Annotated in this window: 14 protein-coding genes; 5 read left to right on the top strand and 9 right to left on the bottom strand. The window is 68.7% G+C overall.

Annotation, left to right across the window (positions count from 1 at the left end; translation table 11 throughout):
* Window positions 1–84 precede the first annotated feature (84 nt).
* Window positions 85–1,041, bottom strand: a complete 957-nt coding sequence (locus tag AC3B6C_RS16655; RefSeq protein ID WP_488373511.1) for a type 2 periplasmic-binding domain-containing protein — start codon at window positions 1,039–1,041, stop codon at window positions 85–87.
* A 64-nt stretch (window positions 1,042–1,105) separates the two neighbouring features.
* Between AC3B6C_RS16655 and AC3B6C_RS16650 the strand changes: the two genes are divergently transcribed.
* The 3 genes from AC3B6C_RS16650 (at window position 1,106) to AC3B6C_RS16640 (ending at window position 4,078) form a co-directional block, all read left to right on the top strand.
* Window positions 1,106–2,191 (top strand): magnesium and cobalt transport protein CorA, encoded by a 1,086-nt coding sequence (locus AC3B6C_RS16650; protein ID WP_488373510.1) that lies wholly within the window; start codon window positions 1,106–1,108, stop codon window positions 2,189–2,191.
* A 64-nt stretch (window positions 2,192–2,255) separates the two neighbouring features.
* Window positions 2,256–2,897: an HhH-GDP family DNA glycosylase gene (locus AC3B6C_RS16645; protein ID WP_488373509.1), complete on the top strand. Its 642-nt coding sequence runs from the start codon at window positions 2,256–2,258 to the stop codon at window positions 2,895–2,897.
* Between the two features lie 158 nt (window positions 2,898–3,055).
* A complete protein-coding gene (locus tag AC3B6C_RS16640) occupies window positions 3,056–4,078 on the top strand; it encodes an iron-containing redox enzyme family protein (protein WP_488376287.1) in 1,023 nt (340 codons plus the stop codon).
* Window positions 4,079–4,090: 12 nt separating this feature from the next.
* Here AC3B6C_RS16640 and AC3B6C_RS16635 read toward each other — a convergent pair whose 3' ends face one another.
* The 3 genes from AC3B6C_RS16635 to AC3B6C_RS16625 all read right to left on the bottom strand — a co-directional run bounded on the left by AC3B6C_RS16635 (window position 4,091) and on the right by AC3B6C_RS16625 (window position 5,761).
* Window positions 4,091–4,303, bottom strand: a complete 213-nt coding sequence (locus tag AC3B6C_RS16635) for a CDGSH iron-sulfur domain-containing protein (protein WP_010842930.1) — start codon at window positions 4,301–4,303, stop codon at window positions 4,091–4,093.
* A complete protein-coding gene (locus tag AC3B6C_RS16630; protein WP_488373508.1) occupies window positions 4,291–5,007 on the bottom strand; it encodes a HemK2/MTQ2 family protein methyltransferase in 717 nt (238 codons plus the stop codon). Before AC3B6C_RS16630 ends, AC3B6C_RS16635 begins: the two co-directional genes overlap by 13 nt.
* A 160-nt stretch (window positions 5,008–5,167) precedes the next feature.
* Window positions 5,168–5,761, bottom strand: coding sequence for a suppressor of fused domain protein (locus tag AC3B6C_RS16625; protein ID WP_044506403.1), 594 nt, complete (start codon window positions 5,759–5,761; stop codon window positions 5,168–5,170).
* Window positions 5,762–5,818: 57 nt separating this feature from the next.
* Here AC3B6C_RS16625 and AC3B6C_RS16620 point away from each other — a divergent pair, with 57 nt between their 5' ends.
* The gene (locus tag AC3B6C_RS16620; RefSeq protein ID WP_488373507.1) at window positions 5,819–6,508 is read left to right on the top strand and encodes a metallophosphoesterase family protein; all 690 of its coding nucleotides are present in this window, start codon (window positions 5,819–5,821) and stop codon (window positions 6,506–6,508) included.
* Window positions 6,498–7,355, top strand: a complete 858-nt coding sequence (locus AC3B6C_RS16615; RefSeq protein WP_010842926.1) for a hypothetical protein — start codon at window positions 6,498–6,500, stop codon at window positions 7,353–7,355. Before AC3B6C_RS16620 ends, AC3B6C_RS16615 begins: the two co-directional genes overlap by 11 nt.
* A gap of 22 nt (window positions 7,356–7,377) precedes the next feature.
* Here AC3B6C_RS16615 and AC3B6C_RS16610 read toward each other — a convergent pair whose 3' ends face one another.
* The 5 genes from AC3B6C_RS16610 to AC3B6C_RS16590 form a co-directional block, all read right to left on the bottom strand.
* Window positions 7,378–8,553, bottom strand: coding sequence for an ABC transporter ATP-binding protein (locus tag AC3B6C_RS16610; protein WP_035717464.1), 1,176 nt, complete (start codon window positions 8,551–8,553; stop codon window positions 7,378–7,380).
* A gap of 3 nt (window positions 8,554–8,556) precedes the next feature.
* Window positions 8,557–9,387, bottom strand: a complete 831-nt coding sequence (locus AC3B6C_RS16605; RefSeq protein ID WP_035717462.1) for a carbohydrate ABC transporter permease — start codon at window positions 9,385–9,387, stop codon at window positions 8,557–8,559.
* A 4-nt stretch (window positions 9,388–9,391) separates the two neighbouring features.
* Complete coding sequence (locus tag AC3B6C_RS16600) at window positions 9,392–10,603, bottom strand: ABC transporter permease subunit (RefSeq protein WP_488373506.1); 1,212 nt, start codon at window positions 10,601–10,603, stop codon at window positions 9,392–9,394.
* On the bottom strand, window positions 10,600–12,012 hold the full coding sequence (locus AC3B6C_RS16595) for an extracellular solute-binding protein (protein WP_488373505.1): 1,413 nt from the start codon (window positions 12,010–12,012) through the stop codon (window positions 10,600–10,602). Before AC3B6C_RS16595 ends, AC3B6C_RS16600 begins: the two co-directional genes overlap by 4 nt.
* A gap of 203 nt (window positions 12,013–12,215) precedes the next feature.
* The gene (locus AC3B6C_RS16590) at window positions 12,216–12,704 is read right to left on the bottom strand and encodes a YflT domain-containing protein (RefSeq protein ID WP_014926297.1); all 489 of its coding nucleotides are present in this window, start codon (window positions 12,702–12,704) and stop codon (window positions 12,216–12,218) included.
* Window positions 12,705–12,820 lie beyond the last annotated feature (116 nt).

The following is a 12,820-nucleotide window of genomic DNA, read 5'->3' as shown; positions in this document are numbered from 1 at the left end:
TGTTGGTGCCACGGCGTTTGTCGTGTCCGGCAGGGCCGTGTCGTGTCCGGTAGGCCGTGTCGTGTCCGGCAGGCCGTGTCGTGTCTACAGCCCGTGTTCGCCCAGCCAGGCCAGGGCCACATCGCGCGGGTCCGCCCCACCGTCGACCTCGGCGGACATGGTGGCGAGATCGGCGGTGGTGATCTCGCCCGCCACCTTGTTCATCGCCTTGACCTGGTCGCGATTCAGCGCCGCGGAACGGAACACCGGCACGAGGACCTCCGCCCGCGGGCCCGAGGGGTCCCCCTGGTCGGCGTCCGCGTCGACCGCACCGTCCGCGGTGTCGCCGCCGCCCGGCGTGGTCCGGAGCGCCTGCACCTCCGAGGACGCGCCCTCGGCGTTCTCGCCGGCGAGCTCGAGAGGCGTCAGCAGACCGACAGCCGTGCCGCCGGCGGCGCGACGGAGCACGTCCTCGGACGTCGCGGCGAGCTCGACCGGGCCGAACACGCAGCCCGCGTCGGCGAAGGCACGCATGGTCGCCTCGTCGGGTTCGGCGACGGCCGCGACCGGCAGTCCCGAGGGCAGTCGCGCACAATCGTCGAGGCCGGTGGCGCCGACGTCGCCCGCTAGGGTCGTCGACACGAAGATCTGCGGAGCCGCTGCCACCGGCGTCTCGTCACCGACCGAAACACCCTGCGGCAGTGCGCGGTTGAGGTCGCGGTAGACGTCCTCGGCACCGATCGCGGTGGACGACGGGGAGAGCATCGTCAGCAGTTCCCCGGTGAAGGCCGGGAAGAGATCGAGTCCGGCGCGATCCATCTCGTCCAGCAGGGTCGGCACGTCACCGCGGAGCTGGTCGGCGGACACCACGGAGCCGGAGTTGCGCAGCGCCCCCGCATAGATCTCGGCCATCACCCGCATCGCCGGGTCGTCCGACGAGCCGATCACCAGCCCACGCGGCGGGGACGAGGCGTCGTCGGCGCATCCGGCGATCACCACCGCGAGGACCACGAGCAGGCCGGCCAGCGTGACGAGACGTTTGCGGACAAGACGTTCAGGCACCCCGCCACCGTATCCCCAGCACAGCTCCGCGCCCGAACGAGGCCGCCGGGTACCATCGGCACTCATGCCGTCGCTCCCCCGGCCCGGTCCGCGCGGGTTGTCCCCACGCCGCGAACGCCGACCGCTCCCGCAGATCCGTGTCCCGGTGGCTCGGGCGATCGTGGACTGCGCGGTCTACATCGACGGTCGCCGACAGCCCGGCCGCGTCACCTACACCGAGGGCCTCGCCCGGGTGCGGGCAGCGGGCGAGGGCTTCGTGTGGGTCGGGTTGCACGCCCCCGACGACGCGCAGATGGCCGACGTCGGTGCCACGTTCGGCCTGCACGAACTCGTCGTCGAGGATGCGGTACACGCGCACCAGCGACCGAAACTCGAGGTGTACGACGAGACCCAGTTCCTGGTCCTGCGGACCGTGCAGTACGTCGAGCACGAGACGATGGCGTTGGCCAGCGAGGTCGTGGAGACCGGCGAGATCATGGTCTTCGCCGGACCCGACTTCGTCCTGACCGTGCGGCACGGCGAGCACACCGAGTTGTCGGAGCTGCGGCGCCGTCTGGAAACCCATCCCGAGCGACTCGCCCTCGGCCCCACCGCGGTCTTGCACGCCGTCGCCGACAAGGTCGTCGACACCTACCTGGCGGTCAGCGACCGGATGGACGCCGACGTCGCCGCCATCGAGGAGGTCGTCTTCGGCCGCCAGGGCCACTCGCTCGACATCGACCCGGTCTACCTCCTGCGTCGCGAGGTGCTCGAACTGCGTCGCGCGGTGACGCCGCTCGCGGCACCGTTGCAGAGCTTGACGGCGAGCGGTAACCCGTTGGTGCCCAAAGAGATCCGACGCCAGTTTCGCGACGTCTCCGATCACCTCACCACCGTCATCGACCGCGTCCTCGAGTACGACGACCTGCTCACCTCACTACTGCAGGCCGCGGCCGCCAAGGTCGGCATCCAGCAGTCGACCGACATGCGCAAGATCTCGGCCTGGGTCGCGATCGCCGCGGTGCCCACCATGGTCGCCGGAATCTACGGCATGAACTTCGACCACATGCCCGAGCTCCATCAGGAGTGGGGCTACCCCGTCGTGCTCGCCTGCCTGGCCACGCTCTGCAGTGTGCTGTTCGTGGTGTTCCGCCGCAGTCACTGGTTGTGACCCGGCGTGTGACCCGCGACCGCGCGGAGGATTACCCGGGCACAGCGACGGGTAATCGGCCGCGATGACCCGCACCGACCACGCCGGCGACACGGCCCGGGCCCTGCTCGACCGCGCCGGCCACACCTACGCCGAGGACGCCGGCATCACGCTGAAGAACACGCCGTCGCCGCTGTTCGAACTGTTGGTGCTCGCCCTGCTGCTGAGCACCCGGATCTCCGCGGACATCGCGGTGGCAGCCGCCCGCGAATTGTTCGCGGCCGGTTACCGCACGCCGGAGAAGATGGCGCGGGCCGACTGGCAGAGCCTCGTCGACGCCCTCGGCCGAGGCCACTACGTCCGCTACGACGAGAGCACCGCCACCCGCCTCGGCGAGGCAGCACAAAAGGTTCTCGACGACTATCACGGCGATCTGCGCCACCTCGCCGACGAGGCCGGGTCCGAGCCCGCCCGCGCGGCACAGCTGCTCCAGGGGTTCACCGGTATCGGGCCGGTCGGGGCCGACATCTTCCTGCGCGAGGTGCAGTCGGTGTGGGACTGGGCGACACCGTATTTCGACAAGCGCGCACTCGCCGCGGCGCGCGACCTCGGCCTGCCCGACGATCCGGCCCGGCTCGCCGACCTCGCCCACGGGCGACCCGAGGCCCTGGCGGCCGCGCTGGTCCGCGTCTCCCTCGACGAGTCCCTGCGCAGGGAGATCGTCTGAGCCGACCGGCGGCCCTATGCTGGGACAACGGTCACAGTCACATCCGGGTGGTTTGCGTGGCGCCCGGTTCGGTTATCCGGAAGAGTCCGCGTTCGCTGCACGCAGCGATACCGGACGCCCGGACACGACAGGAGGACTCGCAGGTGTCAGCTGATCCGATGGTCGACGTCTCGACGATGCACGACACGGCCTTCCGACGGCCCGAGTTGCCGAGTGCTCGTGGACCGCTGTCGGGCATCGTCATCGATCTCCTGCGGGGTGATCCCGACTCCGCGTCGGTTCCCGAGTTGCCGGTCGACGACGCCGACCCCTACGGCGACGACCTCCAGCTCGCCCTCTACCTCTGCTACGAGATGCACTACATGGGGTTTGCCGACGCCGAGGTCGAGTGGGAATGGAACCCCGCGCTCCTCACGGTGCGGGCCGCGCTCGAGCGGCCCTTCCTCGCGGCCCTGCACCGGGACGTGCCCGCCGCGACCGCAGCCGATTCCGCCGACCACGAGATGGACGAGCTCTGCATCGAGAACCCCGACGGCGACGGCGCTTCGTACCGCCTCCGCGACGCGGGGACGTGGGAGCAGTACCGACAGCTGTTCGCGCTGCGCTCGCTGTACCACCTCAAGGAGGCCGACCCGCACGCGTGGGCGATCCCGCGTCTGAGAGGCCACGCCAAGGCCGCCTATGTCGCCGTCGAGTTCGACGAGTTCGGCGGCGGGCGAGGCGACGCCGTGCATCAGGAGCTCTTCGCCGACCTGCTCCGGGCCGCGGATCTGAGCGCCGACTACCTCGGTTATCTCGACACCGTCCCCGGGGTCGCCCTGACACCGGTCAACCTGATGTCGCTGTTCGGCCTCCATCGCCGGTACCGGGGTGCCGCGGTCGGACATCTGGCGGCCACCGAGATCACCTCGCCCCCGGGCTCCCAGCGCCTGCTCGCGGGCCTGGAACAGCTCGACGCGCCGGAGGCCTGCCGACGCTTCTATCGCGAACACGTCGAGGCGGATGCGGTTCACGAGCAGATCCTGCGCACCGACGTCGTCGGCGATCTCATCCGCACCGAGCCGGACACCGAGGCCGACGTGATCTTCGGGATCCGCGCCTTCCTGTTCGTCGAAGACGCCCTCGACCGGTATGTGCTGTCCGCCTGGGACAACGGCGAGAGCGCCTTTCCCGGCATCTGAGCTCCCCGGGGGTCAGTCGGTCCGTCGACGCTTCCTGCGATGGCTGGTGTCGCACAGCGGATAGTTCTTGCTGCGGCCACACGCGCACACCGCGACCATGAACCGATCCGACTCGACCTTGGCACCGTCGGGAAGTTCGATCTCGACGGGGCCGGAGACGAGGACGGGTCCGCCGCGGACCACCCGCACCACGTTGCGCTTGCCGTCCCCACTCACGCCGGGCATCCCCTCGGGCCGGAACCGCCCGGGGCGACCGCGACGATCGCGACCAGTCGCTCGATGCGGCGGTTGCGTTCGAGCATCCCGCACTCCTCCATCCAGCCCGCGCGCGCGGTGAGGACCGGACCGAATGGGATGACCCGTTCGGCCACCACCTCGGCGGTCAGTCCGGCGGCGCGCAGAGCGCGTACCGAGGCGTCCTCGTCCGCGAATTCCGAGTGCACGAGGATGAATGCGCCGCCGGGCACCAGCAGATCGGGAACGCGTGCGCACAGCGGGTCGAGGACGGCCCGGCCGTCGAGGCCGGCGTCCCAGGCGTGCGACGGCCCGGCCGGATGAAGCGCCGCCTCGGATTCGGGCGGGGTCGGCACATAGGGCGGATTGCAGGTGACCACGTCATAGCGACCCCGGTGACGGCGGAGATCACCGAGTGTCACCTCGATCCGGACGCCGGCTTCGGCTGCCGCACGGCGCGCGTAGGCGACCGCGTCCGGGGAGGCGTCCACCGCGGTCACCTCGGCCGCACCCGCCCGGGCCGCCGCGATGGCGATGGCCCCGCTGCCGGTGCAGAGATCGAGGACACGGGCGCCGGAGACCCCGCGGGATCGGAGGGTGTCGATCAGCAGCTGCGTGTCCTGCTGCGGCAGATAGACATCGAGATCGGACCGTGCGGCTGTCGTCGTCGTCGGCGACGATGATGTGAGCGTCACGCCGGGCACCGCCCATCCGCCGTGCCGATGGTCCCTGCACCCCGTGACTCCATGCACCCTCACCTTTCCGACCGACCGTGATGTCGTGCTCAGACGTTCCCTCTGTCATACGTTCCGAAACCTGGGAACGGATGTGTCCGCCGACGATCCGCCGGCCGTCTCAGGACGGTGTCGCCGACGAACGGTCGGGCCTGGTCACGTCGATACCCGCCTCGCGCCACGCCTCCCGCAGCGCGTCGGCACCCTTCAGTCGGACCCACGCGGCCTCGTTGGCGGTGATCGGTATGGCCCGGAGCATGGTGACCGGGTCCATCGGCTCGGGCAGTTCGACGATGCCCAGCTCGTCGGCCTCGAGCAGCACTGCGGTGAACGGGGAACCGTCCCAGAGGGGTTCGCCGAGGTCGACCAGGGCGTCGGCGGCGATGATCAGACCCTCGACCGCGGGCGCGGCCGCCAGCGTCGCCATGCGTTTGTGCAGACCCGGCAGCGGCGTACCCGACCGCATGCGCACGACCAATTCGGCCCGGGGGCCACGGACCGGATCGGCATGCAGGTCGGTGGGATCGGACATGGGGTGCCGCGCACAGCCCGACGTCACGTAGACCACCGTGCCGCGATCGTCGGTGTCGCCGGTCACGAACCGCAGGACGTCGATCGGCTCGACCCCCAGGAACGTCACCGACGCACGCTGCGGCGTCGCCCCCAGCCGGTCTTCCAGGAATCGTCCGACGACCTCTGTCACGGCTTCACTCACATCCGACAGGCTACCGACCGGCCGCGAGGGTCCTGGGCGCTCCTCTAGCCTGGAGCCATGGTCCGGGTTCTGGCTGTCGCCGACGAGGTGGTGGATTCCCTCACCTTCGGCGTGGGGATCGAATCCCGCCCCGACCTCATCCTCGGGGCGGGCGATCTCCCGTTCGAGTACCTGGAGATCCTGTCGTCGCTGTGCGACGCGCCGTGCGTCTTCGTACCCGGCAATCACGACCGGGACCTGCGCGGCTACCGGCGCGGCCGGACCGGCTGGACGCGGGCGGGGCTCCCCGCCGAGGACCCCGGACCCTGCGGTGCCGTCAACGCCGACGGGCGTACCGTCACGGTCGCCGGACTCCGCATCAGCGGACTCGGCGGCAGCCGTCGCTACAACGGCGGCACCAACCAGTACACCGACACCCAGCAGCGGCTGCGCTCCCTCCGTCTGCGGTGCACGGCCGCCCTGTCCCCGCCGCGTGGCGCCGACATCCTCCTCACCCACAGCCCCGCACGCGGCGTCGGCGACCGCGACGATCTCCCCCACCGGGGTTTCGACTGTTTCCATCCACTGGTGCGGTCGCTGCAGCCCGCACTGCTGGTCCACGGGCATGTGCATCCGTATGGCGAACGGCCGTCGGATCTGCCCATCGGGTCGTCGACGACGTCGATGAACGTCGTCGGCTTCTGTCAGTTCGACATCGATCCCGTGACGCGGGAGGTCGAGATCGTGAGGCGCAGATATGGTGCGTGACACCGGTTTTCCCGATGCCGACGCCGAGAACGACTTCGCCCGACTGCGACGGCAGGCCGAACGGGCCCGGCTCGCGCAGTGGTTCATGCGTCAACCGGCCGACGTCAACACCATCCTCCCGTTCGACGAGGTCGTCGCCGCGCTCGGCCGGACCGGGGAGACCGCGCTCGGGCTGCAGGTGGTCGAGGTGTCCTCGATCGTCGGCAGTGTCGACCGCACGAAGGACTTCGACCGCTACTTCCGGCCCACGTCGTCCCGCGGCCGTGAGCGCTGGCAGCGGCTGGCGGCCGCGCAACGACGGGGCGAGTCGGTGCCACCGGTCCAGCTCTATCGGATCGGGTCGATGCACTTCGTCATCGACGGTCACCACCGCGTGTCCATCGCGATCGCGCGGAACTGGGCCACGATCGACGCCTACGTCACCCTCATCCACACGCGCATCTCCCCAGAGGGCATCACCGCGACCTCCGACCTGGTCCTCAAGGACCACCGTCGGATCTTCCTGTCCCGCGTGCCGCTCGAGGGTTCCCAGGCCGACGCCATCCGGCTCAGTTTCCCGTTCGACTACGCCGAACTCGCCGAGAACGTCGAAGCCTGGGGATTCCGTCTGAGTCAGGAGATCGGCGAGTTCCTCAACCGCACCGAGACCGCCCGGCGCTGGTTCGGTGAGGAGTTCCTGCCGGTCGTGCGGATGGCCCGGCGCGCGGGCATCCGTCCCGACCTCGAAAGCGACGCCGAGCTGTACATGTGGGTCGCCTGCGAACGCTATCGCCTCGTGCGCAGGCACATCTGGGACGAGCACGTCTTCGACGAACTCCTCGACCACTCCCGGCGACGTAAACGATGACCCGTCGCCGGGAGGACAGCGCTCAGCGAACCCGCAGGGACGCCCCCGAGCTCTGATCGAACACCGCGATCTTCGAGGCGTCGTAGAACAGTTCGGCCGAACTGCCGCGTGTCACCTTCGAGTCCGGGGACAGCCTGGCGATGAGCTGGTTGCCGCCGAGATCGGCTCCGGAATCGGCGGACAGCTCCGCGAGGGCGTCGCTCGACGCCCGGCCCGACCCGACACCGAAGTAGGCGTAGATGTCCGACCCCATCGACTCGAGGACATCGATGTTCGCGGTGAACGTCGCCCCCTGTCCGCGCGTCGTCGAGTCGACGAGAGAGGCGTCCTCGAGATGCTCCGGGCGGATGCCGATCAGCACGTCCCCGCTGCTGCCGACGTCACCGGCGCGGGACATCACCGCACGGTGGTCGTCGAGAACGATCGTGCCGATCGCGGTCTCGATGCCGTCGGAGCCCAGGCGCCCGGACAGGAAGTTCATCGCGGGCGAACCGATGAAGCCCGCCACGAACACGTTGGTCGGATTGTTGTAGAGCTCCTGCGGTGTGCCGATCTGCTGCACGTGGCCACCGCGCAGGACCACCACGCGATCGCCGAGGGTCATCGCCTCGGTCTGGTCGTGGGTCACGTAGACGGTCGTGGTGCCCAGTCGCTGCTGCAACTGCGAGATTTCGGTCCGCATCTGCACACGCAGCTTCGCGTCGAGATTCGACAGCGGCTCGTCCATCAGGAACGCCTTGGGAGACCGCACGATCGCGCGTCCCATCGCGACACGCTGCCGCTGACCACCGGAGAGGTTCGCCGGCTTGCGATCGAGGTACTGACCGAGATCGAGGATGCGCGCGGCCTCGTCGACCTTCGCGGCCACCTGATCCTTCGACATCTTCGCGAGTGTCAGTGGGAAGGCGATGTTCTCGCGCACCGACATGTGCGGGTAGAGCGCGTAGCTCTGGAACACCATGGCGATGTCGCGGTCCTTCGGCGCACGCTCGTTGACCCGCTCGCCACCGATCCGCAGTTCACCCCCGGAGATGTCCTCGAGCCCGGCGATCATGTTGAGCGTCGTCGACTTACCGCAGCCCGACGGACCCACCAGGATCACGAACTCGCCGTCGGCGATCTCGATGTCGACCCCGTGTACGGCGGTCGAGCCGTCGGGATACTGCTTGGAGACGTTGTCCAGAACGATGTCTGCCATGGGTTATCCCTTCACGGCGCCGGAGGTCAGGCCGGCCACGATTCGACGTTGGAAGAAGAGCACGAAGATGATGATGGGGATGGTGATGATCACCGCGGCGGCCGAGATCGACCCGGTGGGTTCCTCGAATTGCGATGCGCCGGTGAAGTTCGCGATGGCGACCGGGGCGGTGATCGCGCGTTCGGTCGAGGTCAGCGACAAGGCCAGCAGGAGGTCGTTCCAGGCGAAGATGAACACCAGGATCGCGGCTGTCACGACGCCGGGCGCCGCGAGCGGGGCGATGACCTTGCGGAACGCCTGCCATGGTGTGGCGCCGTCCATCTTGGCGGCCTTCTCCAGCTCCCACGGGATCTCGCGGAAGAACGCGGAGAGGGTGTAGATCGCCAGCGGCAGCGCGAAGGTGATGTACGGCAGGATCAGGCCCGGCCACGTGTCGAACAGCCCGAGTCGGCGTTCGATGTTGAACAGCGGTGTGACGAGGGAGATCTGCGGGAACATCGCGATCAGCAGCGCGGCTCCGATCAGGAGCTTCTTGCCCGGGAAGTCCAGGCGCGCCACCGCATACGCGGCCATGGTGCCCAGGATGACCGCGATCACCGTGGTGATGAGCCCGATACCGATCGAGTTGATCAGGGCCGAGGTGAAGGCACTCGTCTCGAAGATGCTCCGATAGTTGTCGAGGGTGAACTCACTCGGCCAGAACTTGCCGTCGGTCACGCTGCTCGCCGGCTTGAACGACAGGCTGATGATCCAGAGCAGCGGGATGAGTGCGTACAGGATCACCAGGATGTTGGCGATCGACCACCACGCCTTGGACTTTCCGCTCGTATTCAACGGCTTACCTCCCCTCGTCGTCGGAACCCGGTGCGGCGGTGCCGAACCCCTTGATGAACACGAACGCGATGATCGCGACGCACAGGAAGATCAGGATCGAGATGGCCGATCCGACTCCGAGATTGAATGCGCCGAACAGGTTGTCGTAACCGAGCATCGACACCGAATACGTGTTGTTGGACCCGCTGGTGAGGACGTAGATGTTGTCGAACACGCGGAATGCGTCCAGTGTGCGGAACAGCAGCGCGACCAGGATCGCCGGCTTCATCAGCGGAAGGATGATGCGCCACAACCTCGTCCACGCCCCGGCACCGTCCACCTGGGCCGCCTTGAGCAGGTCGTCGGGCACGAGCGCGAGACCGGCCAACAGCAGGAGGGCCATGAACGGTGTCGTCTTCCAGACCTCGGCGAGGACGATGATCGCCAATGAGGGCCACTGCTCGGTCAGCGGTGCGGTGCCGTCGGGCAACAGGTTGGCGAGATAACCGGTCCCCGGCGTCCACGCGTAGTACCACGAGAACGCCGCCGCCACCGTCACGATGCCGTACGGGATGAGGACGACGGTACGAATCGTGCCGCGCCCGAAGATCGTTCGGTGCATCACGAGCGCGATGGCCATGCCCAGCACGAGTTCGATGATCACCGACACGACCGTGATGCCGACCGTGACCGCGAACGCCGTCCACCAGTAGTTGTCGGTGAGCACGGTCGCGTAGTTGGCGAACCACACGAACTCGCGTTCGCCCGGCGCCGACAGACTCATCTTGTTCAGCGACAACCAGACCGCGTACACGATCGGGTACCCGGTGACCAGGATCATCATCAGCGCGGCCGGCGCCACGAGCCAGAAGGCCAGACGGCGCTCGGCGGCCTTGCCCTCGCTGCGCCTGCGCGGTTCGGCCGGCGCAGCATCGGCGCGGGGACGCTCGGCGACCGCCGTCGTACCGGCGCCAGCACCAGCAGCGGGACCGGCGGCCGGAGCAGGCGCACCTGCCGAGAAGCTCACCGGTGGCCCGGCGTCGCGCCGACCGCCCGGTGGTGGGGTCCACACCTGATCCGATTGCACCGGCGGTGTGTCGCCGACGATCGGGATCGGGCCGGTCTGCGGCGGGGCGTCATCCGGCAGGGCATGCCGTCCGGCGCGGAACCGTGCGTCGTCATCCGACCGGCCGCCGCCGGTCCGCTCGTCGTCCCCGGGTGTCGTGTTGTCGCTCACGGGACCAGCCCTTCCCCGTCGATGGCCTTCTGGACCGCTTCGGCGAGCTCGTCGACCAGGGCCTCCGGCTCCCACGCGCCGACCGGGCTCAACTTGGCCTGCAACAGCGTCGAGATCGCCTGGTAGTCGGGCGACTTCGGACGCAACGCGGCGTGCTCGGGTTCGAGCTGCCGCTTGATCTCGTCGGCCATCGGGTAGGCGAGCCGGAAATCGGCGTCGTCGTAGATGGATTCGATGACCGGCGGTGGTCCGGCACTGAAGGAGAACGCCTTCTGCGACGCCTCACTGGTGATGCACTCGGCGGCCTGGTACGCGAGGTCCTGCTGCTGCGAGGTGCTCGCGACCGCGATGTTGATGCCGCCCACGGTCGTCTTCGTCGGGAGTCCCTCGAACCCGGGGTAGGGCGCGAAGTCGAAGACCCGCCGCATCTCGCGGTTGAGCGGGACCACCTGGGCCGGGGTCGGCGGGTTCGCGGTGTCGGCGTAGAGGTTCGCGTACTGGGTCAGGTCGAGGAAGGCGACGCTCCCGGCCACGGCGTTCTCGCGCATGCCGGCGAAGACGAAGGGCCAGTTGACCTGGTACAGAGCCTCTCCGCTCTCCATGCCGAGTCGGGCAGCCCCCTCGTCGGAGTTGGTCAGCGACGGGTCGGCCCCCGGTGCGGTCGCCACGCGCTTGAGGGTTTCCAGGGCGCGCACCGTGGCGGCGCGGTGTTCGGGTGTGTCGTTCAGGGTGACCTTGTCGGGATCGTCCGGGTCGACGATCTGGCCGCCTGCGCTGGCGAGCACCGAGTTGAACCACACCATCAGGCCCTCGTATTGCCTGCCCTGCACCATGATGTAGGTCGGACCGCCGTTGCGTCCGCTGACGAGCGCGTCCTCGAGCATGCCGTTCCACGTCGACGCCGGGCGCCGGCGGTCGACGTCTTCGGCGAGGACATCCGGTCGGTACCAGAGCAATTGGGTGTTCGTGGAGAACGGGATGGCGTAGAGGCGTTCACGCTCGTCGTCGTCGGTCTTCCACACCGCCGTGTCGAGCGGGCCGCCCAGCGTGCGCGCCGAGACCTCCGCGGCCATGTCGTCGGGCACCGGCACCATCCAGCCCGCGTCGGCGAATTCGGCGGTCCACACGACGTCCATGCCCATCAGGTCCAGACCGCTGTCGTTGCCCGCCAGGCGCCGTGCGAGCTGGAGACGCTGATCGTCGGCACCCTTGGGCAGCGGTGTGGTCACGACCTTGTACGCCCCGCCGGAGTCGGCCGAGCACTTGTCACCGATCTCGGCGAGGGTGTCCGCGCCGTCGGCCGGCGGATAGAAATTGAGTACGCCCGCTTCATATCCCGAGCCACACGCGGACAGCACGGGCAGCATGGCCGCCGCTGCCACCGCCGCGGCGAGGACCTTCCGTCTCACGCGTCTGGTAGATCCGTCAGTCCTGACCCTGCTCCGCACGCAGCCTCCTCGATGTCGTACGCGGCGCGGCACCAGGTGCTCGGCCGTGAGCGTCCGAAGAGCAACGCTATACGTGAGGATTCGTGACATGCAACACATTCGGCATGGGCGTGCCACTCCACGAGCGATTGTGATCCCACCGTGTCCGAGCGCGGGACGCGCGCTCAGAAGGTCAGACGGGTGAGCATGTCGCGCGCCCTCTCTGCGCTTTTCGGGTCGCACAGCACGTCATAGCGGCCGGCGACCAATTGCATCGTCGAGGCGAAATCCCGCTGGCCGCGCGTCGCCGCGTACGGAATGGTCGCGGAGATCACACCGAAGACCATGCCGCCGACGATGCCCACGAGGATCGGCGCGATCGGCGAACCGGTGAACACCAGCGCCACCAGACACCCGAAGAAGAAGCCGAGCCAGGCACCCGACACCAGCCCGCCGCCGATCACCTTGCCCCATGTCAGCCGGCCGATGACCCTCTCGACCTGCATGAGGTCGACGCCCACGATGGTGACGTCCTGCACGGTGAAGTTCTCGTCGGACAGGTAGTCCACCGCTCGCTGGGCCTCGGCGTAGGTTCCGTAGGAACCGATCGGCCAGCCCTTGGGCGGGGTGGGCAAGCCCGGCGTCTCGCGGCTCGGGCGCATCGGATTGGTCATATCGGAGCCTTCCCTCGTAGGACTCGACAGTGAGACTCGTCGTGAGACTGCACGTCCGCCGGTGCTGTTCATGTCTGCCGTCGGCCTGCCGTGCACCGATGGCACTACCCTTACTC

The sequence above is a fragment of the Gordonia sp. 11cp genome, from assembly GCF_057767225.1.
This window is presented reverse-complemented; position numbering and strand designations above follow the sequence as displayed.